This window comes from Saezia sanguinis (genome assembly GCF_003991585.1).
Taxonomy (GTDB): domain Bacteria; phylum Pseudomonadota; class Gammaproteobacteria; order Burkholderiales; family Burkholderiaceae_C; genus Saezia; species Saezia sanguinis.
Window position 1 is genome coordinate 59310 of the sequence record NZ_PQSP01000006.1, and the last position, 25705, is coordinate 85014.

Annotated in this window: 19 protein-coding genes; 9 read left to right on the forward strand and 10 right to left on the reverse strand. The window is 56.3% G+C overall.

The annotated features are described in order from the left end of the window. Positions 1-38: 38 nt before the first annotated feature. Both CUZ56_RS10770 and smc read right to left on the reverse strand, forming a co-directional pair. Positions 39-1133, reverse strand: coding sequence for a cell division protein ZipA C-terminal FtsZ-binding domain-containing protein (locus CUZ56_RS10770; protein WP_239442414.1), 1095 nt, complete (start codon positions 1131-1133; stop codon positions 39-41). Between the two features lie 104 nt (positions 1134-1237). Further along, positions 1238-4753, reverse strand: a complete 3516-nt coding sequence (smc, locus tag CUZ56_RS10775) for a chromosome segregation protein SMC (protein WP_126980405.1) — start codon at positions 4751-4753, stop codon at positions 1238-1240. 178 nt (positions 4754-4931) lie between these two features. Here smc and dapC point away from each other — a divergent pair, with 178 nt between their 5' ends. After that, complete coding sequence (gene dapC, locus CUZ56_RS10780; RefSeq protein ID WP_126980406.1) at positions 4932-6125, forward strand: succinyldiaminopimelate transaminase; 1194 nt, start codon at positions 4932-4934, stop codon at positions 6123-6125. 294 nt (positions 6126-6419) lie between these two features. Here dapC and CUZ56_RS10785 read toward each other — a convergent pair whose 3' ends face one another. From CUZ56_RS10785 to CUZ56_RS10815, 7 genes are all read right to left on the reverse strand, one after another. After that, positions 6420-7610 (reverse strand): M20 aminoacylase family protein, encoded by a 1191-nt coding sequence (locus tag CUZ56_RS10785; protein ID WP_126980407.1) that lies wholly within the window; start codon positions 7608-7610, stop codon positions 6420-6422. A 94-nt stretch (positions 7611-7704) separates the two neighbouring features. After that, a complete protein-coding gene (locus CUZ56_RS10790; RefSeq protein WP_404948037.1) occupies positions 7705-9303 on the reverse strand; it encodes an ABC transporter substrate-binding protein in 1599 nt (532 codons plus the stop codon). A gap of 131 nt (positions 9304-9434) precedes the next feature. Beyond that, positions 9435-10640, reverse strand: a complete 1206-nt coding sequence (locus tag CUZ56_RS10795) for a M20 aminoacylase family protein (protein ID WP_126980408.1) — start codon at positions 10638-10640, stop codon at positions 9435-9437. Between the two features lie 144 nt (positions 10641-10784). Then, complete coding sequence (locus tag CUZ56_RS10800) at positions 10785-11987, reverse strand: M20 aminoacylase family protein (protein WP_126980409.1); 1203 nt, start codon at positions 11985-11987, stop codon at positions 10785-10787. A 206-nt stretch (positions 11988-12193) separates the two neighbouring features. Then, positions 12194-13318: an ABC transporter permease gene (locus CUZ56_RS10805; RefSeq protein WP_126980501.1), complete on the reverse strand. Its 1125-nt coding sequence runs from the start codon at positions 13316-13318 to the stop codon at positions 12194-12196. Positions 13319-13320: 2 nt separating this feature from the next. Then, positions 13321-16116: a ribosome-associated ATPase/putative transporter RbbA gene (rbbA, locus tag CUZ56_RS10810; protein WP_404948038.1), complete on the reverse strand. Its 2796-nt coding sequence runs from the start codon at positions 16114-16116 to the stop codon at positions 13321-13323. 11 nt (positions 16117-16127) lie between these two features. Beyond that, on the reverse strand, positions 16128-17210 hold the full coding sequence (locus tag CUZ56_RS10815; protein WP_126980410.1) for an HlyD family secretion protein: 1083 nt from the start codon (positions 17208-17210) through the stop codon (positions 16128-16130). 544 nt (positions 17211-17754) lie between these two features. Between CUZ56_RS10815 and dapD the strand changes: the two genes are divergently transcribed. From dapD to prmB, 4 genes are all read left to right on the forward strand, one after another. After that, positions 17755-18576 (forward strand): 2,3,4,5-tetrahydropyridine-2,6-dicarboxylate N-succinyltransferase, encoded by an 822-nt coding sequence (gene dapD, locus CUZ56_RS10820; RefSeq protein ID WP_126980411.1) that lies wholly within the window; start codon positions 17755-17757, stop codon positions 18574-18576. A gap of 85 nt (positions 18577-18661) precedes the next feature. Next, positions 18662-19828, forward strand: a complete 1167-nt coding sequence (locus CUZ56_RS10825) for a PilT/PilU family type 4a pilus ATPase (protein ID WP_126980412.1) — start codon at positions 18662-18664, stop codon at positions 19826-19828. Next, positions 19825-20988: a succinyl-diaminopimelate desuccinylase gene (dapE, locus tag CUZ56_RS10830; RefSeq protein WP_126980413.1), complete on the forward strand. Its 1164-nt coding sequence runs from the start codon at positions 19825-19827 to the stop codon at positions 20986-20988. Before CUZ56_RS10825 ends, dapE begins: the two co-directional genes overlap by 4 nt. Before the next feature lie 19 nt (positions 20989-21007). Continuing rightward, positions 21008-21910, forward strand: coding sequence for a 50S ribosomal protein L3 N(5)-glutamine methyltransferase (prmB, locus tag CUZ56_RS10835; RefSeq protein ID WP_126980414.1), 903 nt, complete (start codon positions 21008-21010; stop codon positions 21908-21910). A gap of 33 nt (positions 21911-21943) precedes the next feature. On the opposite strand, the gene CUZ56_RS10840 is transcribed toward prmB, so the two are convergent. After that, the gene (locus CUZ56_RS10840; protein ID WP_126980415.1) at positions 21944-22420 is read right to left on the reverse strand and encodes an Lrp/AsnC family transcriptional regulator; all 477 of its coding nucleotides are present in this window, start codon (positions 22418-22420) and stop codon (positions 21944-21946) included. 123 nt (positions 22421-22543) lie between these two features. Here CUZ56_RS10840 and CUZ56_RS10845 point away from each other — a divergent pair, with 123 nt between their 5' ends. The 4 genes from CUZ56_RS10845 to CUZ56_RS10860 all read left to right on the forward strand — a co-directional run bounded on the left by CUZ56_RS10845 (position 22544) and on the right by CUZ56_RS10860 (position 25683). Beyond that, positions 22544-23452, forward strand: coding sequence for an EamA family transporter (locus CUZ56_RS10845; protein WP_126980416.1), 909 nt, complete (start codon positions 22544-22546; stop codon positions 23450-23452). A gap of 153 nt (positions 23453-23605) precedes the next feature. Next, positions 23606-23884 (forward strand): SWIB/MDM2 domain-containing protein, encoded by a 279-nt coding sequence (locus CUZ56_RS10850; RefSeq protein WP_126980417.1) that lies wholly within the window; start codon positions 23606-23608, stop codon positions 23882-23884. 259 nt (positions 23885-24143) lie between these two features. Continuing rightward, positions 24144-24467: a ferredoxin FdxA gene (fdxA, locus tag CUZ56_RS10855; RefSeq protein WP_126980418.1), complete on the forward strand. Its 324-nt coding sequence runs from the start codon at positions 24144-24146 to the stop codon at positions 24465-24467. 106 nt (positions 24468-24573) lie between these two features. After that, complete coding sequence (locus CUZ56_RS10860; protein ID WP_126980419.1) at positions 24574-25683, forward strand: NAD(P)/FAD-dependent oxidoreductase; 1110 nt, start codon at positions 24574-24576, stop codon at positions 25681-25683. Positions 25684-25705 lie beyond the last annotated feature (22 nt).

Consider the following 25705-nt stretch of genomic DNA (forward strand, 5'->3'; position numbering starts at 1 on the left):
TCTGCCGTCAGCAATTCGGCACCACCCGCCATACCAGGCTAGCTGAACAGCCTTCTGGCTGCGGCACTGCCGGCCGACAGGCCACGCTGTTCCAACTGGTCATACAGTTTTTCCAGCATCTGATGGATGGCGTCAAACGCTTCCACGCCCAGCGGCGTGCCCTGCTCGTCCACCACCGATGCATCCATATTTTTAGACAGCGTTGCAGCCACCTTGTACAGCAGCTTGAACGGCTGTTCCAGCCGGTCGGTCTGCGGCACATCCAGTGTCAGCGTCACATGGGTAATGGGCATCATATTCGGGTCATCGGCCATGGCTGCCTGCATATCGTATTGCAGCGTCAGGATCGGCGGCGCACCGGCCTGCATGGCCGGAATCACCAGCCGGCCGGGCAAGGTTCCCGCAACAAACCCCATACCGGCGGCCTGCTGCTGCACATAAGACGGCGACCAGGCCGACTTGTTGGCAACCAGATGCATGATGATCTGCGCATCGTGGTCATTGGCAAACTGATCCAGCTCGCGTGCATGCCCCACGGTTTCAATCATGTCAGGCGCATCAAACGCCGCGCCCAGCGCATCGGCGTAACTCTGCATTTTCATGATGAAGTCAGAATACTCAATCTCATTGAGCGCACCCATGCGGTTGGCCAGTTGCAGGCCCACCATCAGTTCCTGATACTGCTGGCCTGCCTGCAGCGATTCCCACACGCGGCTTTTTGCATTCAGCCCTTCAAAATACATGGGCTTGCTGCCGGCCCGGCGTGAAGAGGGTGCTGCCATCAGCGCCGTGTCGCCGGTAATCGGGTGTTCCAGGTGAATGGTCACCACGGCATCAATCAGCGGGTCAATCGACGCGACAGTATAAGATGAAATCGTGGGCAGCCCAACGAGGTCATCCGGAATAGCGGCTGCGATGTGTGAAGGCTCCACCGCCTCAGGCTGTTGTGTCTTCGCAGATGCAGTGCCATCTTTTTCCAGCACCGGTTCCACCTGTGAACCTTTGGTGGCATTGCCATCGGGCTTGACCTGCAACATCTGACGTGCCTTATGCATCTGCCACAGCCCCTGAACGATCACACCGACCAGGATCAGCCCGCCGGCACCTGCTAACAGCATATACAGATCATTCATGCCAAAACCTTCATCTCTATATCCATTTCTGTTGTACGCCAATGCATACACTCAGTATATACATTTTTCGCCGCATCCACTGCTTGCAGGGACAGCTCTTTCGCTCAGACTTCTGCCATGGTCATGGCAGCGGCCATATCCACCGCCACAATGCGCGATACACCCTGCTCCTGCATCGTCACCCCAACCAGTTGCTCAGCCATTTCCATCGCAATCTTGTTATGTGAAATAAACAGGAACTGCGTTTCCTTGGACATACTGGTCACCAGCTTGGCATATCGCTCGGTGTTGGCATCATCCAGTGGTGCGTCCACCTCATCCAGCAGACAGAATGGCGCCGGATTGAGCTGGAAAATCGCAAACACCAGCGCAATCGCTGTCAGCGCTTTTTCACCCCCCGAAAGCAGGTGAATCGTGCTGTTACGCTTGCCCGGCGGCTGTGCCATCACCTGCACACCTGAATCCAGAATCTCGTCACCCGTCATCACCAGTTTGGCATGTCCGCCACCGAAAAGTTCCGGGAACATGCGGCCAAAATGGTCATTGACGGTATTGAACGTATGCGTGAGCAACTCGCGCGTCTGTGCATCAATTTTCTGGATGGCATTTTCCAGTGTCGTGATCGCTTCGTTCAAATCGCCCACCTGCGCATCCAGGAAAGTCTTGCGCTCACGTGCGGCGCTCAGCTCTTCCAGCGCGGCCAGGTTCACCGCACCCAGCGCTGCAATGGCACGCTGCAAGCGGTCAATTTCCGATTGCAGCCCGCTGAGCTTGACGCCATCGTTTTCAACACTTTGCGCCAGCGCTTCCAGGTCCACTTCCGCCTGTGCCAGATGCTCGGCATATTGGTCAAAGCCAATTTCCGCAGCCTGCGCTTTCAGTTGCAGTTCTGTCACCCGCTGGCGCAGCGGATCAAGCTCATGCGACATTTGCATGCGCTGCTCATCTGCTGCACGCAAACGCTGCGTCAAATCATCATATTCCGAACGCAACAGCGACAGTTTTTCTTCGCACGCCACCTTGACTTCCAGCGCATCTTGCAAGCCGGTCTGCGCTGCCGCATCGTCATACTGCGACAACTCCGTGCGCAAGCGCTCGTCTTCTGTCTGCAATGACTGCGCCTGCTGCTCCGCCGTTTGAATGCCCCGCTGCAATTCCTGCTGGCGGGCCTGCAACGTCCGTACCGAAAACCGGGCTTCCTGCGCACGGTTTTCCAGCGCACGGCCCTGCTCACGCCCCTGTGACAACACGCGCTCGGCAGCCATCACCGCCTCATCCAGCCGCGCCTGGCGCTCCTGCTCGTTCGCCAGCGCCAGATCCAGTTCTTCAAAACGCGCTTCCGCAGCAACCCTGCGCTCCTGCAGGTCTTCCATGCGCGCCTGTGTTTCTGCCAGGTCGTCACCCAGTTGGGCGTGCCGTGCCTGGGCAGACTCCGCCTGCTGCGAAAGCCGCAACACCTCCACCTGCAACTGGTGCACCTGCTGCTGTTGCTGCTTAGACTGCTGCTGCAAACTGCCCAGTTTCTGCTCTGCCTGGCCATGCGCCATATCGGCACGCATGGATGCGGCTTTCACCTGCTCCACAATCAAAGCCTGTGCCCTGATCTGCTTTTCCAGGTTCTCCATTTCCTGCTGGCGAGCCAGCATGCCGGACTGCTCGGAATCGGCCGCATAAAAACTGACCGAATGCTGCGTGATCGCATGGCCATCCGCCACATAAAACGCCTCACCGGCGCCCAGCGTCTGGCGCTGTGCCAGTGCATCGCTGAGCGAATCTATCGCCCAGCAGCCGTGCAGCCAATCAGCCAGCAATGCCTTGAGCGCCGGATCATTGATCTTTACCTTGTCCACCAGTGCACGCTTGCCAGCTGCGGCAACCGCCGGTGCAGCCACCTGTGCCTGGGTATAGAAAGTCAGTCGGGTCGGTGGTGTATCCTTGGCAAACCCCTGCAGGCGTTCCAACTGGCCCACTTCCAGCGCCGCCAGCCGTTCACGCAAAGCGCCTTCCAGCGCAGCTTCCCAGCCGGTATCCACATGCAGGCGGTGCCACAGTGCGGTCAGGCTTTGCAGCCCGTGCTTTTCCAGCCAGGGTTGCAGCTTGCCATCGGTCTGCACTTTTTCCTGCAAGGCGCGCAGTGCCTGCAAACGGGCGTCCAGCTCGGTCTGCTTGGCCTGTTCGGTGCGCACCAGCTCGCGCTCGTTACGGCTTTTTTCTGCCAGGTCCGGCAAGGTGGCAGCCAGTTCCTCAAGCTGCGCATTGAGCACTTCCTGGCTCTGCTCGTCCTGTACCAGTTGTGCCCGCAATTTGTCCAGACGCTCCTGGTCCGGCAATGTCAATTGCGATTTTTCAGACGTCAGCCGCTCATGGCGCTGTGTCAACGCACGCAACTGGTCATCCACCAGCCCCTGCTCGGTAGAAAGCAGTTGAATCTGCTGCTGTACCTGCAGTACAGCATTACGCTGCTGCGAAGCCTCCTGCTGTTTGCGCCGCAGCGCTTCTTCCAGCTCGGGCGTGCGCCCGCCTTCTTCTTCGCTTTGGGCCTGCAGCAAAGCCGCCTGCTCTTCAGCCTCCAGCATCTGGGCACTGATGGTTTCCAGTTCGTCAAGCGCCTGCTGTCTGCGCCCGCTCCAGGATTCCACCTGCGCCTTCAATTCTGTCATGCGCTGCTGCGCGCGGTTGCGCCCATCCACCACAAAACGGATCTCGGCTTCCAGCTTGCCCACTTCAGCGCTGGCTTCATACAACTTACCCTGAGCCTGGTTCACCGCATCGCCTGACGCATAATGCGCCTGGCGTATGGTCTCGAGCTCGCTTTCCGTTTTGCGCAGGTCGCTCATGCGGCCTTCCAGCGCCGCCTGCGCCTGTTCAATGCGGGCCCCGATATGCTGCTGCTCGGCCTTGGCCTCCTGCTGCTTGAGCCACCACAACTGATGCTGCTTGAGCGTGGCTTCGTTCTGCAAATCGTGGTAACGGCCCGCCACTTCCGCCTGCTTTTCCAGTTTGTCCAGATTGGCGTTCAACTCGCGCAAAATATCCTGCACACGCGTCAGATTCTCGTGTGTATCATGCAGGCGGTTTTCCGTTTCGCGCCGGCGTTCCTTGTATTTGGACACGCCTGCAGCCTCTTCCAGAAACAGGCGCATGTCTTCCGGCCGCGATTCAATGATCCGGCTGATCGTACCCTGCCCAATAATGGCATATGCACGCGGCCCCAGCCCGGTACCCAGAAACACGTCCTGAATATCGCGCCGGCGCACCGTCTGCCCGTTGATCATGTAGCTGGAATTGCCATCGCGTGTCAGCACCCGGCGCACGGAAATTTCGGCATACTGGTTCCACTGCCCGCCTGCGCGGTGTTCCGAGTTGTCAAACACCAGTTCAACGCTGGCGCGGCTGGACGGCTTGCGTGTCGTCGTGCCGCTGAAAATCACATCCTGCATCGATTCGCCGCGCAGCTCCGAAGCACGCGACTCCCCCAGCACCCAGCGCACAGCGTCGATGATATTGGACTTGCCGCACCCGTTGGGCCCTACAACGGCGACCAGTTGTCCAGGCACCTGGAACTGGGTCGGTTCAGCAAATGATTTAAATCCTGATAATTTGATAGATGTCAGCCGCACAGAAATGCTCTTACGATAACGTCAAAAAATACGCCTTATTTTCCTATAAAACGGATAATAAGCCTATTGGTCAGGCAAGACCACACATATGCATCATCCCTGGCGCTTACCGCTACGATGATAACCTGCCCTCGGGCCCAAAAGGCCAAAACCCTTTACAGACTGAGTTTACCTTATCATGAATTCTTACATGTCACGTTTGCAGCCTTCTCCTTTTGTGCGGTTGCGCGAGCTTTATACAGGCATTCCCCCGAACCCGGCATACCGCCATATCAACCTGGGGCTGGGCGAACCCCAGCACCCCACGCCCAAGCTGATCAAAGATGCCATCATCAGCCATCTGGATGGCATCTCGCACTACCCGGCCATGGTCGGACTGCCAGCGCTGCGCGAGGCATTTGCCGGCTGGACTCAGCGCCGCTATGGCGTGACCCTGAATCCGGCCACACAGGCGTTGCCTGTCAGCGGCTCCAAAGAGGCGCTGTTTTCACTGGTGCATTTTCTGACCGATACCACAGCCCCTGACGCCACGGTCGTTTTCCCAAACCCGTTTTTTCAGGTGTATGAATCTGCTGCTGCGCTCGCCGGTGTCAACATGCATTTTGTTTACGGCGAAGAAAACAACCACTTTCTGGTGGACTGGGGCAAAGTGCCTGCAAACGTCTGGCAGAAAACGCAGGTGCTGATCGTCTGCTCGCCCGATAACCCCACCGGTGCCGTCATACCGCTGGAACAGTGGAAGCAGTTGTTTGAGCTCAGCGACCGTTATGGTTTTACCATCATTTCGGACGAATGCTACAGCGAAATCTGGTTTGGCGACACAGCCCCACTGGGTGCGCTGGAAGCCGCCGCCCAACTTGGCCGTACCGACTTCCGCCGCCTAGTGGCAGTGACCAGCCTGTCCAAACGCTCCAACGCGCCCGGACTGCGCTCGGGCTTTGTCAGCGGCGATGAGCAAATCATCAAGCCCTACCTCACCTACCGCCTGCACCAGGGCATGATGATGGGCCTGACTGTGCAACACGCCAGTATTGCCGCCTGGAGCGATGAAGCGCACGTCAACGCCAACCGCGAGCTGTACCGGCAAAAATTTGCCCAGGTGGTCCCCGTACTGCAAAAAGTACTGGAAGTCCCCATGCCTGACGCCAGCTTCTACCTGTGGCCCAAAGTGCCCGGCAGCGATGCCGAATTCGCCCGGGACCTGATGGCGCAGTACAACATCACCGTCATGCCGGGCAGCTACATGGCGCGTGACATGAACGGCTTCAACCCCGGCACATCGCGCCTGCGACTGGCACTGGTGGCCGATGTGGAGGAGTGTCTGGAAGCCGCGCACCGCATTGCCGAGTTTGCCGCGAAAAGGAAACCATAACGCCCAATGCGCCTAACACGCCCAACGCAAGGAAAAACCTGTATGAAACCACTGCCGTTATTCATTGCCGGCTGATCGTTCATGGTGAGCGCATATGCGCAGATACCTGCACTATTTTCGCACTGGCAACAGGTAAACGCTCCTGGGAATAAACAGGAAATGGTGCGGGTCCATCCGCAGGGCAGGCAGATGTACCAGACTGTCCGCCGGATGGTGTGTGATTAAAACCGCAGCAACAAAGACGGTAAAAACAGCCTGTCAGTCTGGGGGCAAATCTCCGTTGCCCTCGCGGTTTTATCTGCGTGCAAAAAACGCCTGTACCAGGCTGACCCAGAACGCCGCGCCGTAAGGCAAGGCTTCATCGTTAAAGTCGTAACACGGGTGATGCACCTCACGCACGCCCTGCCCGCCATCGGTATTGTTGCCAATACCCAGTTGCGCAAAGCAGCCCGGCACTTTCTGCAGGTAGTAGGCAAAATCTTCTGAGCCGCTGCGGCGCGGAAAGTGCGTATCCACATGGTCTTTGCCAAACAGCGTTTCCGCCACGGCAATGGCAAACTGGCGCTGCGGCTCATGGTTAAGCAGCACCGGGTAGCCCCGCTCAAAATTCAGTGTACCGCTGCCGCCGTGCATGGCCGGCAGCATTTCCACCATGCAGCGCATACCGGCCTCTATATCGTCAATCAACTGCATATCAAAGGTACGCATGGTGCCTTTAAGCACCGCTTCGTCCGGGATCACATTGTACGCATCACCCGCATGAAACTGCGTTACCGACAGCACCGCGGCCGTATCCGGATTTTTATGGCGTGAAATCAGCGTTTGCAACGCCAGCACCACCTCGGCGCCAATGACCACCGGGTCTACCGTTTTATGCGGCATGGCCGCGTGCCCGCCAACACCCTTGAGGGTGATTTCAAATGAATTGGACGACGCCGAAGACGCCCCCGCAGTCAACCCGATGTGCCCTAACGGCAAGCCGGGCCGGTTATGCAGGCCATAGATTTCATCACACGGAAAACGCTCGAACAAACCATCGTCCAGCATCGCTTTGGCACCGCCCGGCGGCAACTCCTCCGCCGGCTGAAAAATGAAATTCACCGTCCCGGCAAAATCGCGCTGCTGCGACAGCCATTTTGCCGCATACAGCAAGATGGTGGTATGCCCGTCATGCCCGCAACCATGCATGGCGCCGGGTACCGTTGACGCATGTGCCAGCCCGGTTTTTTCCTGCATCGGCAATGCATCTATATCCGCCCGCAATCCGATGGCTCGCCGGCTTTTGCCAGCGCTGCCGCGCAGAACACCGACCACACCGGTCTGCCCGACACCTGTGTGCACCTCAAGCCCCCACGCCGCCAGCAGCTCAGTAATGATTTTGGCTGTGCGCGTTTCCTGAAATGCCGGCTCCGGGTGTGCGTGAAGGTCACGCCTGATCTGTGTGAACTCGTCGTGAAACACCCTGATCTCATCAATCAGACTCATACCACCCTCACTTCCTGCATCGTCCGCATGAAAAAACCAGAAACACACAATGTGCTTCTGGTTTCACATGGCGTCTTCTATTTCACAAAAGGCTTTATTTGGCTGGCGTAATTTCCAGCGCCATGGTCATCTGGTCCATACGGCCCTTGTAGTCAATATCGCGCTTCATGGCCCAGACCGAGTGCTCAAAATGAATCGGCAGCAATGCAAAGTCTGCCATCGCCATTTTATTGCCCTGTTGCAGCAAAGCCAGGCGTTTTTCATCATCCAGCTCAGAGCGCGCCTGCATCACAATCTTGTCGATCTCGGGGTTGGAATAGTGCGCATAGTTGGTGGTCCCCTGCCCACGCTCCTTATCCACCGTCATGACCAGCGCCGTGAGCGGGTTGGACATTTCACCCGACCCCGCACCCCAGCCAATCAGGTAGGCGCTGTAAGACAGATTCTGCGCCTTGGAGAAAAAGACCGATGGTGCCGAAGCATCCACCGATGTCTTGATACCGATGCGCGCCCACATGGCAGCCAGTGTCTGCGCAACTTTCACATCGTTCATATAACGGCCGTTCGGCGAACCCAGCACCAGCGTAAAACCGTTCGGGAAGCCGGCTTCCGCCAGCAGGGCTTTGGCGCGCTCCACATTGGCCGCAGGCACTTCCATCATTTCTTTGCTGGCGCCAAACATCGGGTACGGCGACAACTGTGCCGCCGGCGTGGCCATGCCGTTCATCACGCGCTCGACCAGTGCCTTGCGGTCAATCGCCAGCGACATCGCTTCACGCACGCGATGGTCTTTGAGCGGGTTCACACCATTGGTGCCGGTAATGCCGGGCGGGTTGTCACGGTCTGAATCCAGCCCGATATACACCAGCCGGTAACTGGGCCCCTGCACCACCACACGCATGTTCGGGTTATCCTGCAGGCGTTTCAAATCTTCCACCGGTGGGTCTTCAACAAAATCCACATCGCCTGCCTGCAATGCGGCAATACGCGATGCCGGATTGTTGATCGGACGGTAGATCACCCGGTCCCATGCCGGCTTTTCACCCCAGTAATACGGGTTGCGCTCAAAAACCAGTTCCGAGCCGCGCCGCCACGATACAAAGCGGTACGGGCCGGTACCCACCAGACCATCGCCAGAATTCAACTGCGTTGTAGTCTTGCCTTCAGGAGCCGGGCCTGCTGCGGCCTTGGCCGACATGATCGGCAGCCCTGCCATGTTGTTGGGTACCAGCGGGTAGGGTTCTGCGGTGGTGATGCGCACGGTCAGCGGGTCAACCGCTTCCACATTGACCACCTGCTGCAGATAAATCGTCAGCGGTGACGGGCTGTTAGGCACCAGCGGCACCCGCTTGAGCGAAAACACCACGTCTTCGGCGGTCAAAGGCGAGCCGTCGGAAAACTTCACATCCGGGCGCAGTTTAAACGTCCAGACATTGCCATCCACACTCCATGACTCTGCCAGGCAGGGTTTCGGTGCCATGACGGCATCACGGCACACCAGCGGATCAAACAGCGTTTGGGTAACCTGAATGTTGGAGGTCAGCGCATGGTAGTGCGGGTCCATCGAAGTCGGCTCAGACCGCAGCGCGATCACCAGGTCTTTGGCCAGTACCTGTGTGCCGGACAGCATGGCTGCGGTTGCGACCGAGGCCGCCAGCACCATGCGCAAGAAACGTGATTTCGGAGACTGCATAGCATTCCTTTCACAAAACGAACATGTTGAATATATCCAGGGAAGTTCAGTTTTGAACCATACCACAAAATAACCGGCCAGCAACCGAATAAAAACAAAATCTGTAAGCCAATTCAATGGCCCGGGAATCGTTATGCCTTCCGTGCAAAAAATGCCTGTGCCAGCCGCACCCAGTAAGTCGCGCCGATAGGCAGCAGCGCATCATTGAAATCGTAGTTGGGGTTATGCACTTCGCACGGCCCCATGCCTTCGTAATGGTAGTCCAGGTGCTCGCCGCTGCCATTGCCCAAAAACAAGTAGCAGCCCGGAATCTTTTGCAGGTAAAAAGCAAAATCCTCCCCGCCGCTGCGGCGCGGAAAATCACGCTGCACCCGGTCTTTGCCAAACACCTCCTCTGCCACAGAGGCGGCAAAATCCGTCGGGCCATCCCAGTTGGAAAGTGCCGGATAACCCCGGTCAAACTTCAGCTCACCACTGCCGCCATGAATTTTGGGCAGCGCTTCAACAATACGGCGCATGGCATTTTCCGTGTCATCAAGCGCCTGCATATTAAACGTGCGCACCGTTCCGCGCAGCACCGCCTGGTCCGGGATGACATTGAACGCATCTCCCGCATGCACCTGGGTGACCGAAAGCACCACCGCCTCGTCAGGATGTTTATGGCGCGAAACCACCGTCTGCAGCGCCATGATCATCTCGGCGGCAATCACCACAGGATCAACTGTTTTGTGCGGCATGGCGGCGTGTCCGCCAACACCTTTGATGACAATTTCAAACTCGCTGGCCGAAGCCATTGCCACGCCTTTGCGAAAGCCAAAATGCCCGGTGGGAAAAGCCGGCCGATTATGCAGACCATAAATCTCATCGCACGGGAAACGCTCAAACAAACCGTCATCCATCATCGCTTTGGCTCCGGCACCGCCTTCTTCCGCCGGCTGAAAGATGAAGTTGATCGTCCCATCAAAATCGCGGTGCTTGGACAGATAATGTGCCGCTGTCAGCAAAATGGCGGTATGCCCGTCGTGACCGCAACCATGCATGCGGCCCGGAATCGTGGAGACATGCGCAAAGCGGTTGTGCTCGGGCATCGGCAGCGCATCCATATCGGCCCGGATGCCAATGGCACGCTTGCTGCTGCCTGCGGTTCCGCGCAGCACACCGACCAGGCCGGTTTTACCAAGACCGCGGTGCACTTCAATACCCCACTGCGTCAGCAGGCTGGCGACCAGGTCCGATGTGCGTATCTCTTCATACGACAATTCCGGATGCGCATGGATATCACGCCGGATTCTGGTGAACTCTGCATGTGAAGCCTTGATCTCATCAATCAGACTCATGTCAATAACCCCTTTTCTGTGGATAGCACACCTGTGTGCGCCGCCTTGCTATTGCTGCCGCAATTCCAATGCCTGATTAAAACAGCGTATGGCCCGGATCTGTTGACGCAACACAACCGGACTTCAAAATTCATTTCACCCGGCTTAAGCACGCCGGAAAAACGCCTCCACCAGCCGCACCCAGTATGTCGCCCCGACCGGCAGCAGCGTGTCGTTGAAATCGTAGTTGGGGTTATGCAGCTCACACGGGCCAATGCCTTCATACTGCGCCTCGCGGTGGGAACCATCGCCATTGCCCAGCCACAGATAAGCCCCGGGCACTTTCTGCAGGAAAAATGCAAAGTCTTCAGAACCGCTCAGGCGCTGGAAATCAGGAATCACATGGTCTTTTCCGAATGTGTTTTCCGCCACCTCCATCGCAAATGCCAGCGGCGCATCCCAGTTCACCAGCGTCGGGTAAATCCGCCTGAAATCAAGCACCCCGCTGCCGCCGTGCATCTGCGGCAGGGTTTCAACAATACGGCGCATATTGTTTTCAATGTCGTCCAGTACCTTGTCATCAAATGTCCGTACCGTTCCGCTGAGCCGCGCTTCATCCGGAATCACATTGAATGCATCGCCCGCATGAAACTGCGTGACGGACAGCACACCACCGGCATCGGGATTTTTGTGGCGGGAAATCACCGTCTGCAACGCACCCACCACTTCACTGGCAATCACAATCGGGTCCACGGTTTTGTGCGGCATGGCAGCGTGTCCGCCAACACCCTTGATGGTGATTTCAAAGGTATTGGACGAGGCCATCGCCGCACCTTTGACAAAAGCCAGCTTGCCTGTAGGAACCCCGGGCAGATTATGCAGGCCATAAATTTCATCACATGGGAATTTGTCAAACAATCCGTCATCCATCATCGCTTTGGCGCCGGCAAACCCCTCCTCCGCCGGTTGAAAAATGAAATTCACGGTGCCGGCAAAATCCCGGTGCTCAGACAGGTAATGTGCGGCGGCCAGCAAAATCGTGGTGTGGCCATCGTGCCCGCAGCCATGCATGCGCCCCGGAATCGTGGACACATGGGCAAAGCGGTTATATTCCGGCATGGGCAGCGCATCCATATCAGCCCGGATGCCGATGGTCTTCTGCCCTGCCCCCTTGGCGCCATGCAGCACACCGACCAGCCCGGTTTTACCGAACCCCCTGTGCACCTTGATGTGCCACTGCTCAAGCAGTTTGGCAACCAGATCTGAAGTGCGCACTTCTTCGTAGGCCACTTCCGGATGCGCATGAATATCACGCCGGATTGCAGTAAATACCTGCTCCTGCTGTTGAATCTCTTTGATGACGCTCATGACTTCATACTTCCTTGTTTTATTTTCTTACAGCACAAACCGTTATTATGTACAGAATGCACACCCCCATTTGAAACGCTGTCATCTTGGCCGAATACGCGCCTCGCCCATATCAGGCACGGCTATGGAGCATAAAAAAATATGCTAGCGTTCAAACCAAGAAAAAGGATAGGTGAGAAGCAAGGAAGAAGGACAACGGCTTAGGCCTAAGCCATCTGCGTGATGGTTTTGCGAAAGCGCGTCAGCGCCACTGTAAAGAAAACGCCCCCGATCACTACCAGAAACAGGAACGATTTCCACACCACATCAATCCCCGCGCCGCGGAACAGTATGGCCTGCCCCAGTTCGATGAAATGGGTGGTCGGCGCCACCAGCATGATGTTTTGCACAAACTCCGGCATGCTTTCCCTGGGCGTGGTACCGCCGGAGAGCATCTGCATGGGCAGCAGCACCAGAATCAGCAACATGCCAAACTGCGCCATGCTACGCGCCACCGTTGCCATGAAAATACCCATTGACGTGGTTGCAAACAGGTGCAGCGTTGCACCCAGCAGAAACAGGCCGATAGAGCCCTCTATCGGAACATGGATTGCGCCCCGCACCACCAGCACCAGCGCACACCCGGTCGCCACCAGCACCACCAGCCCCATTGACCAGACCTTGGAGAGCATGATCTGGAACGGCGTCACCGGCATGGCCAGTAAGTGCTCGATCGTGCCGTGCTCGCGCTCGCGCATCAGGGCCGCCCCGGTCAGGATGATGGATAGCATGGTGACCATGTTGATCACTTCATTGACCGATCCAAACCAGGACTGCGTCAGGTTCGGATTAAAACGCGAGCGCATGGTCAGGTCCACGCTCATCGTATCCGCGCTGCGGTAGCGCTGAACAAACTCGGCGATCTCACTGAGCACAATCTGCTGGATATAGCCGTTGCCGGTAAATGCCTGCGTCATGCGGGTGGCATCCACGTTGAGCTGAATCTGGGGGTTGTCGCCCCTGAGCACATCACGCTGAAAATCCGGCGGAATATTCAACGCAAAGGTAAAGCTGTCTTTGTCCATGCCTGGGTCCACTTCTTCCAGCGTCACCCGCACCGGCGCAATGAACATGGGCGGATAAAACGCCGAGGCAATCTGCCTGGAAAGGGGTGAGTCATCTTCATCGACAATCGCAATGCTGGCCTTGCTCAGCGAGTCAGGCGCGGCGGTGGCTGCCACGTAAATCGCCAGGGTGAAGCAATAGACAATCAGCACCAGCATGACCGGGTCTCTGAGCAGCCCCCAGAGTTCTTTGACACCCAGCCGGAAAATATTGGTCAGTGCCTGCATACTCATTTATCCTGTTTCTTGAGCAGCAAAATGCTGACGACCAGAATCACCGGAATCATCACCAGCAATGCCCCAATAGAGGCATACAGGTCAGAAAACTCCAACGCCTTGTTAAACACGCCCCTGCTGATGATCAGCATATAGGTGGTCGGATATATCTCGCCAATCAGCCGCCCGCCACCTTCCAGCGTGGACACCGGGTTGATCACCCCGGCAAACTGAATCGCGGGCAGCATGGTGCCTACCATGGTCAGGAACAGCACGGCAATCTGGCTGCGTGTCACTGTGGAGGCCAGCAGGCCAATGCCGGTGGCAATCACACAGTACAGGAATGTTGCCAGAAACAGCGTCAGAAAACTGCCTTTGATCGGCACGGCAAAAATGGTCAGCGCCATGAAGATCAGCAGCATGAAGCTCAGCATCGACAGCACAATGTAAGGCAGTTGTTTGCCGATTAAAAACTCGGAGCGAGTCACCGGCGTTACATACAGATTGATGATGGAGCCAAGTTCCTTTTCCCGCACCACAGAAAGTGCCGCCAGCATGGCAGGCAGCATCAGCAGCAGAATGGGAATCACCGCAGGCACCATCGCCGGCAGGCTTTTCACATCGGGGTTATAGCGGAAGCGCGTTTCCACGGTGGCGGTACTGGTTGTGCCCACCCCCATACGCTCGGTGGCCTTTTCCACCAGCCAGCCCTGATGCATGCCCTGAATGTAACCCCGAATGGTTTCTGCACGCATGGGCATGGCGCCATCCACCCACACGCCAACCTCAACCGGATCTCCGCGTTCAATGTCGCGTCCAAAGCCGGGAGGAATCTCAATAGCCAGCGTGATATCGCCGTTTTGCATGCGTTGGTCAAGCTCTTGATAACTTTGCAAAGGCGGTTGTTCAATGAAGTAGCGCGATCCCGCGATGTTCAGCGTGTAGTTCTGGCTCAGCCCCGACTGGTCCCGGTCCAGCACGGCAAACCGCAGGTCTTCCACATCCATGCTGATGCCGTACCCCATCACCAGCATCAAAATGGCAGCGCCCAGCAGGGCCAGCGTCAGCCGGATCGGATCGCGGTACAGCTCCAGCGCCTCACGCCACATGCAGCCAACCAATCGGTTCCAACTGAACATGCCAGGGTGCTGGTGTACAGATGCCTTGGATTCGGTCGGTACCGGCGGCGCTTCTGTTTTCTCATCTGTTTTCGCATCCTTCTTGTCCTGCACCTCATCGTTGGTACCTGCTCCGGCATCAATCAGGTAGTCGATAAACGCCTGCTCCAGCGTTTGCGCCTGCCGCGCCTGTACCAGGTTATCCGGCGTATCGCTGGCCAGCACCTTGCCGGCGTGCATCAGCGAAATGCGGTCACAGCGCTGGGCCTCGTTCATGAAGTGCGTGGTAATAAACACCGTGACATTGTCTTTGCGCGACAGCTCAATCAGCAGGCGCCAGAAATCGTCACGCGCAATCGGGTCCACGCCCGATGTCGGCTCATCCAAAATCAGAATTTCAGGGTTATGCACCACCGCCACGGCCAATGACAGCCGCTGGCGCACCCCCAGTGGCAGGTTGTCCGGCATGCTGTCCGCCACCTGCTCCAGCCCAAAACGTTTGAGCATTTCATCCACACGCGCAGGAATCTTGGCCTGCGACACACCAAACAGACGCGCATGCAACACCAGATTCTGGTGCACAGACAGTTCACTGTACAGCGAAAAGGCCTGTGACATGTAGCCCAGGCGTTTGCGCGTATTGATATCCTGCGCGTCAATCTCCTGCCCGAACAGCCACGCCTTGCCTTCCGAAACCGGCAGCAAACCCGTCAGCATTTTCATGGTGGTCGATTTGCCGCAACCGTTCGAGCCGAGAAAACCAAAAATCTCACCCTGCGGAATACGGAAGTTGACATGGTCCACCGCGACAAATTTGCCAAAGCGCCGGGTCAGGTCTTTGGCTTCAATGGCGATCGGGGTCTGGTCGGTTATTTGCAGCGGCGGAATTTCGACTGGCTGATAACCGGCACGTTTTTCTTCCGGCATCAGTTGGATGAAAGCTTCCTCCAGATTATCCCGCTGTGTTTGTGCCAGCATTTCAGCCGGTGTTCCGGTTGCGAGTAATTTGCCGGCATCCATTGCCACCAGCCAGTCAAAGCGCTGCGCTTCATCCATATAGGCAGTGGCGACAATCACGCTCATCTGCGGGCGCTCATCGCGAATGCGGTTGATCAGGTCCCAGAACTGAGAGCGTGACAGCGGGTCAACACCGGTGGTTGGTTCATCCAGAATCAGCAGGTCGGGGTCATGAATCAGCGCCGAGCACAGGCCCAGCTTTTGCTTCATCCCGCCAGACAGCTTGCCTGCAGGCCGGTCCAGAAAGGGGAACAAGCCGGTGCTGCGCGTCAGTTCGTCAATGCGGCGCCTGCGCTCTGCGGCATCGTGCCCAAACAGCCGGGCAAAAAACTGCAGGTTTTCTTCTACCGACAACGTCGGATACAGGTTTTTCCCCAAGCCCTGCGGCATGTAGGCAATGCGCGAGCACACCAGATTGCGCTGCTCTTTATCGCGCATATCCGCACCCAGCGCCACAACAGAACCCTCCTGTATGGCGCGCGCACCCGAAACCAGCGACAGCAGGCTGGACTTGCCCACACCATCCGGGCCAATCAGCCCGACCATGCAGTTGGAAGGCACATCCAGGCTCACATGGGCCAGCGCCAGCGTTTTGCCGTAATGCAGACTCACATCTGCAATACGAACCACAGGCTCATTGGCCGGTTCGTTGGAGGCTGGTGCAACAGACATCATCCGGCCTGGCTTCAGTTACTCTGACAGAGCTGCACCAGATTGCTCAGTTGGCTGGGCCATTCTTTTTCAGGATCCAATCGCACCCAGGCCACGCCCGGCAAACCGGTTTTCACCTGCGTCATGAAACACTGCATCAGCTCCGGACTGACCTGCGCCTTGACCCGGAACATCAGCTTCTGGCGTTCACTTTCTGTTTCCACCGTTTTCGGCGTGAACTGCGCCACACTGGCCACATAAGACACATACGCCGGAATGACATGGTCCGGCGCCGCGTCCAGAACCAGACGCACTTCCTGCCCTAGCGCCACTTTGCCAACAGCCGTTTCCGGCAGAAAAAATGTCAGGTACACATCTGACAGGTCAACCAAATTCAACACCTTGCCGCCAGCCCCCATCACCTCACCCGGCTGTGAAATACGGTACTGGATACGCCCGCCCACCGGTGCGGCCAGGGTACTGTCGGCAATATCGGCTTCAATCCGTGCCACCGTTGCCTGCGCCGCTTTGATCGCTGAAGTTGTACTGTCCAGATTGGCCTGTGCCGACTCAATCGCCGCCTGAGCCACCGCAACCTGCGCTTTGGCCGAAGTCACCGCAGCCTGCGCACTTTTCACTTCGGCCTGGTCGTCATCGTACTGCTGAACCGGCACCGCCCCCTGAAGATGCAAAGCAGAAGAACGTGCCGCACGCTTGTTGGCAATGTTCACATCGCTTTCACGCTGCAGCAGCACCGCCTGCGCTGCGGCTTTATCACTGACGCGCTGCGCCACCTGCGCCCTGGCATTGACTTCATTGCTGATAGCCTGCTGCAATTGTGCTTTGGCCTCGTTCAACTGGGCCTGCAACGTATCGGTCTGCATAATGACCAATGCCTGCCCGGCCTCAACAAAGTCACCTTCCTGCACCAGAATCTGCTCGATGCGCCCGGCCAGCTTGGCAGAAATATTGATTTCTGTAGCTTCAATACGGCCATTGCCACTGATAAAACCCTCTCCCGGGCCTTTGTTGCGCATTTCCGACCACATGAAGTATCCGGCAACTACCACAACTGCAACAATGGCCGCAGGAATCAGCTTTTTAACAGGAAACGCCATACTCGATCACTTTCATTGTTCTGCATTGGGTTGCGCCCTTACCTTCATAAGGCACTGTCTCCGTTTCATTGTAAGCGCTATACCTGTGGTTGAACACCAATGCAGGCAAATGCGTGCCATTGCCTGTTATTTAGCGGCATGTAGAGAGAAACAAAAAACCGCCTAATTCATAACACTTTTATGCCACCCGGCATCCAACGTATATCCAACACACGCCCGCTGCGCACTGGTATGGAGTTAGCATCGTTGCCCCAGCTTGGATATTTCACCGAAAAAAGTGCGCGGGCATAGACATGCAACCATGCCACAATGAAAAGCCGTTACAGCTTTACCGCTGATTGAACCGCATCTCTGCATCTTGATGCGCTCCGGCACTGCGCATGCAGCGCCTGTTGCTTGCGGGAAAACATGGCACCCAAGCATGAACTACAGTATTATGTTACTTTTATGCGACAAATCACCGCAAATACTCGTTTCTTCCGGCAATCTGTAAAATCTGTGTTTGATCATTGATTTTGAACCTATTTCACTCATTACCATAGTTATGACCCAACAATTACAAACCATTATCGATTCCGCCTGGGAAAACCGCTCCAGTATCTCTCCCGTTTCTGCCCCGAAAGAAGTGGTGGATGCAGTCAACTACGTCATCAACGAACTCGACCATGGCAAACTGCGTGTGGCTGAAAAGCTGAATGGTCAATGGGTTACACACCAATGGATCAAAAAATCTGTCCTGCTCTCATTTAGGTTGCAGGATAATGAGATCATGCAATCCGGCGCTTTGAGCTTTTTTGACAAAGTGCCGCAGAAATTCTCCGCCAACCCTCTGGCTGAACTGGCCAGTTCGGGCGTGCGCGTGGTGCCGCCGGCTACTGCCAGGCGCGGCAGCTTTTTAGGTAAAAATGTGGTACTGATGCCCTCTTTTGTCAATATTGGCGCCTATGTGGATGAAGGAACCATGGTAGATACCTGGGCCACGGTCGGCTCCTGCGCGCAAATCGGCAAAAACGTTCACCTGTCCGGCGGCGTGGGCATTGGTGGGGTACTGGAGCCTTTGCAGGCCAACCCCACTATCATTGAAGACAACTGTTTTATTGGCGCGCGTTCCGAGGTGGTTGAAGGCGTGATTGTGGAAGAAAACAGTGTGCTTTCAATGGGCGTATTCTTAAGCCAGAGCACCAAAATTTATGATCGCACGACCGGAGAGATCTCTTATGGCCGCATTCCGGCAGGCTCGGTGGTCGTCCCCGGTACACTGCCATCTGCTGATGGCAAATGCCAGTTGTACGCGGCGATCATTGTCAAACACGTCGACGCCAAAACACGTGCAAAAACCAGTTTGAACGATTTATTGCGGGAATAATCCATGGTACCCTATCACCGCACGCTGAATACACGACCAATGGCGGTGATAGCGAACAGAAGTTATTGAGTAGGAGGGAAAAACCATGACATCACCTAAAATGGAACGCTTGATGGTACTGATGGCGCAAAAATCTGCGTCAGACTTGTACCTCACGGCCAATGCACCCATTATGATCCGGCTCCATGGCAACATGGTTCCTGTCAATGGAGAGCAGCAACTGACCGCCGACAAAGTGCGCGAAATGCTGGTCAGCGTACTGTCTGCCGAACAGGTGAATGAACTGGACACGACAGGCGAGCTCAATGTCGGTATCCACCGTGACTCGGTGGGCAACTTCCGCTACAGTTGTTTCCGCCAAAGAGGCTCACTGGCAGCCGTTATCCGCTACATCCCTCCAAGCGTGCCGGCATTTGAAAGCCTGAATCTGCCGCCAGCACTGGCCGACCTGGCATTGACCAAACGCGGGCTGATCCTGTTTGTGGGCGCCACCGGTTGCGGTAAGAGCACCAGCATTGCGTCTTTGCTCGACCTGCGCAACACCCACCTTGCCGGACACATTCTGACCATTGAAGACCCGATTGAATACTTCTTTACCAACAAGCGCAGCATCATCAACCAGCGCGAAATCGGCAAAGACACGGTATCGCTGAACACGGGGCTGAAAAACGCACTGCGTCAGATGCCTGACTGCATTTTCATCGGCGAAATCCGCGACGCTGAAACCATGAGCGCCGCACTGGCCTACGCACACTCAGGCCACATGTGCGTTTCCACACTGCACGCCAGCAACTCGTATGAAGCGCTGAACCGCATCATGAGCTTCTACTCTGAAGATGTGCGCCCGATCCTGCTTAACGACATGGCCGCAGCGCTGAAAGCCATCGTCTCCCAACGGCTGCTGCGCACCAGCGAAGGCGCACTGCGCCCGGCTGTGGAAATCATGGAAAATACACGCCTGATCAGCGAGCTGATCACCAAAGGCAGCTTCCACGAAATCCGTGATGCCATGGAAAAATCGCTGGCCGAAGGCAGCCAGACCTTTGAAGAAGACCTGGCTTATCTGATCAGGGAAAAACTGATCACCCAGGCCGAAGGCATTGAAAACGCCGATTCGCCATCCAACCTGCTGTGGCGTTTGCAGAACGACCCCAAACGCGGTGTCAAAAAAGAAGATAAAAAAATGCCCACCTTCACCGAAGACGATGGGCCTGTTTTCTCTGATATTGAACTGAATATCAACCATTCATGACACATTCCGCCGACCATGCAGCCCTGGCTTTGACCAGGGCGCTGATTTCCTGCCCGTCTACCACCCCCGATGACCAAGGTGCCCAGCACATGCTGGCCCGGCGGCTTGCGCCTTTAGGGTTCAACTGCGAGCCCATGCCATTCGGCCCCGCGCATTCACAAGTCTCCAACCTGTGGGCCATCCGCCCCGGCGTGCAACAAGATGCACCGGTGCTGGTGTTTGCCGGGCATACCGATGTGGTGCCTACAGGCCCCGTTGACCATTGGACATCGCCCCCTTTCACGCCCACAGAGCGCAATGGCAATTTGTACGGCCGTGGTGCTGCCGACATGAAAACCTCCATTGCGGCGTTTACCGTCGCCTGTGAAGAATTTCTGGCCAAACACCCCCGCCCTGCCGGCAGCATCGCACTGCTGATTACCAGCGACGAAGAAGGCCCCGCGACTGATGGCACCGTGAAAGTCTGCGAAGCACTCAAACAACGTGGACAGCGGCTGGACTATTGCATTGTCGGAGAACCGTCAAGCACCTCGCAACTGGGGGATATGATCAAGAACGGGCGCCGTGGTTCACTGGGCGGCATTCTGACGGTGCACGGCATCCAAGGGCACATTGCCTACCCGCATCTGGCACGCAACCCCATTCACCTGCTGGCCCCTGCACTGGCAGAACTGGTGACAATACAGTGGGATCAGGGCAATGACTTTTTCCCGCCCACCAGTTGGCAGGTCTCCAACATCCATGCCGGTACCGGCGCTTCCAACGTCATTCCGGGCGACGTGGTAGTGGACTTCAACTTCCGCTTTTCCACCGAGTCTACGCCTGAGAGCCTGAAAGAAAGGCTGGCAGCCATTTTAGAAAAACATGCGCTGGACTACGATTTGCAATGGACGCTCAGCGGCATGCCCTTTCTCACGCCACCTGGTGCTCTGGTGGAAGCCATGCAGGCCTCCATCAAAACACACACTGGCCTTGATGCAGAGCTATCCACTTCCGGCGGCACCAGCGATGGCCGGTTCATTGCAGCCATCTGCCCGCAGGTGGTTGAGTTCGGGCCGGTTAACGCGTCTATCCATAAAATTGACGAGCATGTGGCCGTTGCCGATATCGACCCCCTCAAAAACATCTATCTGGGCGTTCTGGAACGGCTGATTGCCTGACCTGTTTCGTGAATCAAGCATGCACATCGGTGAATACATTCAGCAGACCAGCGAACGCTTTACCCAAGCAGGTTTAAGTTATGGGCACGGCACCACCAATGCTTTTGATGAAGCGGTCTGGCTGGTGCTGTGGCGGCTTGGGCTGCCGCTGGACGACCTGGACAGTGTGCAAGACCGCCAGTTGACACCGGCCCAACTGGCGCAACTGGACGCCACCATCCAGCAGCGTATTGAAACCCGTACGCCGGCCGCTTACATCACCCGCGAAGCCTGGCTGCAAGGGGTGCCGTTTTACGTTGATGAACGCGCCATTGTGCCACGCAGCCTGATTGCCGAAGTGCTGGCCGAGGGCCTGGCGGATCCGTGGCTGGAAGTTGCCGTCACAACACGTGACGATACCGTACCCCATATTCTGGACGTGTGCACCGGCAACGGCAGCCTGGCTATCCTCGCGGCACTGGCCTGGCCCGATGCGGTGGTCACCGCCACCGACATCTCCACAGACGCGCTGGCAGTCGCACAGATGAACCTGCAACGCCACCAGCTTGAACAGCGTGTCAGCCTGCTTGCGTCCGACGGCCTTTCCGCCCCTGCCATCAAACAGCATGCACCGTATGACCTGATTTTATGCAACCCGCCATATGTCAATGCCCGCAGCATGCAAGAGCTGCCGCCTGAATACCGGGCAGAACCCGAACTGGCGCTGGCTGGCGGCGCAGACGGCATGGACTTTGTCCGGCCCTTTCTCCAACATGTTCCGGCCCTGCTCAGTGAAGAAGGGTTTCTGGTGCTTGAAATCGGCCATGAACGCGACTACTTTGAAGCCGCGTTTCCGCAACTGCAACCTTTGTGGTTAGCCACCTCAGCCGGGGCAGACCAGGTGCTGCTGCTGACCCGGCAGGCCCTGCTGACGCCGCAATAGTCCCCTCTGCTGGCAAACGGAAAACACGTCCGTTCAGCTACCGGCACCTGAAGGCGGCTGCAAAACCACCTGCGATTTCACCACACGTAAAATGATGGAAGTGGACGTTTCGGCAGCCACATTGTTGAACTTGGTCACCACCTCGTCCAGGTGCCGCACATTCGCTACCGCAATCTCCATGACCCAGGAGTCTTCCCCGGTCACGTTGTAAGCGGTGATGATTTCCGGGCTTTCACTGATCAGGCGCGTCACACGCTCAAAGCTGGGAGCCTGCCCGCCAATACGCACCACGGCACGAATCTGGTAGCCCAGCGCCTCCGGGTCCACCACAGCACGATACCCAGTAATCACCCCGGTCTCCTCCAGTTTACGCACCCGTTCCGTCACCGCCGGCTGGCTCATGTGCACCCGGCGCCCCAGTTCAGCCATGCTGATACGGGCATCCTTTTGCAGTTCGGTCAAAATCCGGTGGTCATAATGGTCAAATTCCTGTTTCAACACAGTCGCCATACCGCGCTCTTTCCTTATCATTTAAAAACTCTTCAAAATTATTTAATATTTTAAAGTTAAATTCAATTTAACCTTAATTTTTATATTTAAATGCGCGTATAGGCGGTCTATCATCAGACCACTATGCAAGTCCGTCAACTGCCCCGTTTTATTCCTGCCTGGCTGGTTAACCACACCAACCCCTGGCTGCTGCCCGCTTTATTGGCTTGTTATCTGATCTGGGGTTCTACCTTTTATGCTGTCCAGGTGGCACTGCACAGCTTCCCGCCTTTTTTCCAGATGGGAACCCGTTTTCTGGCAGCAAGTGCCATCCTGTTTGCCTGGGCATTATGGCGGCGCAGCCGCTGGCCCACGTTGCAGCAATGGATACATGCCGCCATTGCCGGAACACTGATGCTGGGCGGCGGCATGGGCCTGCTGGCCTGTGCCGAACAGTACATTCACAGTTCGCTGGCCGCAGCAATGACCACGCTGGAGCCGCTACTGATCTGCCTGCTCAGCATTGCGCTGGGCTGGCGTGCCACCCGGCGTGAGCTGCTGGGCATCGGCATTGGCATCTTCGGCGTCATCCTGCTGAGTTGCCAGGGCAGCCTCCAGGCACAGCCCATGGGCCTGGTGTATATGCTGGGCTCGGTCGTATGCTGGTCTGTTGGCAGTGTACTGCTGGCCCGTTACCTGCACCCGGCAACAGGTGCCATCGGACTGGCCAGCCAGATGCTGTGCGGGGCCATTGTTTTGCTGATCCTCTCGCACTTTCGCGCAGAAACACCGCAAATACCTACACACTCAGCATGGTTGGCCTGGGGTTACCTGGTGCTGGCCGGATCGCTGGGCGCCTACTGTGCGTACATGTATCTGATCAAAAACGCCTCCCCGGCCGTCTATACCAGCTACAACTACGTCATCCCGGTGATTGCACTGGCCATTGGCGTCATCTGGGGGCATGAGCAGGTTCAGGCGGTGGAAATGCTTGCAATGGGCATCTGCCTAAGCGGTATAGTGTTGCTCCTAAGCCCCAAACCGCATAAATAATAGTTTTAACTCTTGTTAAACGCCCTATTTTCACAGTAGCATTCAATAGAAGCAGCCGTCAGAGCATCGCATATCTTGTGCACTGATGGCTTTTCTTTGATAAGATGCTCATCATTTAAGCGCTTGTATTTATCCTTAAAGGAAAAGAACCCTATGGCAACCAGCAAAACACCAGCAAAAAAACGCACTCCCAACGCCGCTTTCATGAAACCATTGACTCCCAGCGCTGAACTGGCCGCAGTGGTTGGCAGTGCTCCTCTGCCCCGCACTGAAATCGTGAAAAAGATTTGGGAATACATCAAAAAGCACGACTTGCAAGACAAGAAAAACAAACGTGCCATCAATTCCGATGCAAAACTGAAAGCTATTTTCGGTAAAGACCAGTTCACCATGTTTGAAATTGGTGGCGGCATCGGCAAACACGTTAAATAAATTTGCCCGATGGCATCTGATCACCCGGCAGGTGCTCAGTTTGTGGCGAAAAGCGGCTGTATTGACAGCCGCTTTTGTCATCTGGCCTGTCACAACGCGACAAAATGACGCCTGATGCCCAAATGATCAATTCATCAGACTAGCCTAAAACGGCTTCCTGCCCTTAAAATACAACGTTATTATTCAAAGTGTTTCAACCTGAGGTTTGTAATCCGGCTGTTTTTGCAAACCCTCTTTGTGTGTAAAACTGAGTGAAATCATGACCCACGTTGTAACTGAAAACTGTATCAAGTGTAAATATACCGATTGTGTGGATGTTTGCCCGGTAGACTGTTTTCGTGAAGGCCCCAATTTTCTGGTCATCGACCCCGATGAGTGCATTGATTGCGCCGTATGCATTCCTGAATGTCCGGCCAATGCCATCTACGCTGAAGAGGATGTTCCTGCAGAGCAGCAGGACTTTATTAAAATCAATGCTGAACTGGCACCGGAATGGCCCAGCATTACCAAACGCAAAACATCCCTGCCCGATGCCGACGACTGGAACGGCAAACCGGACAAGCGTTCTGACCTGATCCGCTGATCAGACACTTTCAGTCCCCCATTCCCTGCCAAAATACTGTCCTTGCCGGCGTACTGTCACGCCAGCAAGGCATTGCTATTCATACTTAAGCAGAAAGCCATAGCCCATGACTGAACCCTCTTTTGCACCGGAACCCATCACAACCGATGCCGTCATCATCGGTGCAGGCTGTGCCGGCCTGTTTGCCGCGTTTGAACTGGGCATCATGGGGTTGCGCTCGCACATCGTCGAAACCCTGCCGCATGCCGGCGGACAGTGTGTGCACCTGTATGGTGACAAACCCATTTATGACATTCCGGCCATTCTGCAATGCACCGGGAACGAACTTACCGAGCGCCTGCTGGAACAGATCAAACCTTTCAAAGCCGGCCTGCACCTGCAGCAGACCGTCACACAGTTGAAAACACTGGATGCCCCCGAAAAAACCAGCGACCCGGCGCCACGCTTTGAACTGCACACCTCCACCGGACAATGCTTTCTGACACGCTGTGTAGTTATCGCTTCCGGTTACGGTGCATTTCTGCCACGGACCTTGCCTTTGGAAGGCATTCGGGCACTGGAAAATCAACAGGTATTCTACGAACTGCCAGCCCATACAGACGCATATGCCGGCAAACATGTTGTGATCAATGGCGATACCGATATCGCGCTACAGGCAGCCAGCCAACTGGCCAGTGCCGAACACAACCGGCCGGCCAGTGTCACGCTGGTACACCGCAGAGACAAATTCCGCGCTGAAGATGCACTCATTGCCCAAATTCAGCAACTGCGGCAGGCCGGGCGCCTGCAGTTCATTGCCGGCCAGTTTACCGGCCTGGTCACCGACGCAGCATCCGGCCAACTCACCGCATTACAGCTCATGGGCAGTACCGACAGGCAAACACTGCAAACCCCGGCTGATACATTCCTGATACTGCTTGGGCTCGCCCCGCAGCTTGGCCCCATAGAACAATGGGGGCTGGCGTTGGAGCGCAAACATCTGGTGGTAGACCCGGGCACCTTTCAGACCAACACTCCGGGCATTTACGCCATAGGCGACGCCATCACCTACCCCGGCAAACGCAAACTCATTGTCAGTGGTTTTCATGAGGCCACACTGGCGGCTTATGCCATAGCCAGCTACCTGCAGGATGGTGCAACCATTCCGGTGTATTACACGTCGTCCAACTCTGAGTTGCAGGCCATACTGGCCCCTCAGAAGGCAGGCCACGCATGATGTTCCGTCCCTCAGGTCATCG

What these genes read in the sequence shown, in the direction of transcription:
- CUZ56_RS10845 (WP_126980416.1), top strand. Translation starts at nt 22,544, where the DNA reads ATGCAAGTCCGTCAACTGCCCCGTTTTATTCCTGCCTGGCTGGTTAAC.
- CUZ56_RS10860 (WP_126980419.1), top strand. Translation starts at nt 24,574, where the DNA reads ATGACTGAACCCTCTTTTGCACCGGAACCCATCACAACCGATGCCGTC.
- CUZ56_RS10785 (WP_126980407.1), bottom strand. Translation starts at nt 7,610, where the DNA reads ATGAGTCTGATTGATGAGATCAGGGTGTTTCACGACGAGTTCACACAG.
- dapC (WP_126980406.1), top strand. Translation starts at nt 4,932, where the DNA reads ATGAATTCTTACATGTCACGTTTGCAGCCTTCTCCTTTTGTGCGGTTG.
- prmB (WP_126980414.1), top strand. Translation starts at nt 21,008, where the DNA reads ATGCACATCGGTGAATACATTCAGCAGACCAGCGAACGCTTTACCCAA.
- dapD (WP_126980411.1), top strand. Translation starts at nt 17,755, where the DNA reads ATGACCCAACAATTACAAACCATTATCGATTCCGCCTGGGAAAACCGC.
- CUZ56_RS10790 (WP_404948037.1), bottom strand. Translation starts at nt 9,303, where the DNA reads ATGCAGTCTCCGAAATCACGTTTCTTGCGCATGGTGCTGGCGGCCTCG.
- CUZ56_RS10805 (WP_126980501.1), bottom strand. Translation starts at nt 13,318, where the DNA reads ATGCAGGCACTGACCAATATTTTCCGGCTGGGTGTCAAAGAACTCTGG.
- CUZ56_RS10770 (WP_239442414.1), bottom strand. Translation starts at nt 1,133, where the DNA reads ATGAATGATCTGTATATGCTGTTAGCAGGTGCCGGCGGGCTGATCCTG.
- CUZ56_RS10795 (WP_126980408.1), bottom strand. Translation starts at nt 10,640, where the DNA reads ATGAGTCTGATTGATGAGATCAAGGCTTCACATGCAGAGTTCACCAGA.
- CUZ56_RS10815 (WP_126980410.1), bottom strand. Translation starts at nt 17,210, where the DNA reads ATGGCGTTTCCTGTTAAAAAGCTGATTCCTGCGGCCATTGTTGCAGTT.
- CUZ56_RS10800 (WP_126980409.1), bottom strand. Translation starts at nt 11,987, where the DNA reads ATGAGCGTCATCAAAGAGATTCAACAGCAGGAGCAGGTATTTACTGCA.
- dapE (WP_126980413.1), top strand. Translation starts at nt 19,825, where the DNA reads ATGACACATTCCGCCGACCATGCAGCCCTGGCTTTGACCAGGGCGCTG.
- CUZ56_RS10850 (WP_126980417.1), top strand. Translation starts at nt 23,606, where the DNA reads ATGGCAACCAGCAAAACACCAGCAAAAAAACGCACTCCCAACGCCGCT.
- rbbA (WP_404948038.1), bottom strand. Translation starts at nt 16,116, where the DNA reads ATGATGTCTGTTGCACCAGCCTCCAACGAACCGGCCAATGAGCCTGTG.
- fdxA (WP_126980418.1), top strand. Translation starts at nt 24,144, where the DNA reads ATGACCCACGTTGTAACTGAAAACTGTATCAAGTGTAAATATACCGAT.
- CUZ56_RS10825 (WP_126980412.1), top strand. Translation starts at nt 18,662, where the DNA reads ATGACATCACCTAAAATGGAACGCTTGATGGTACTGATGGCGCAAAAA.
- CUZ56_RS10840 (WP_126980415.1), bottom strand. Translation starts at nt 22,420, where the DNA reads ATGGCGACTGTGTTGAAACAGGAATTTGACCATTATGACCACCGGATT.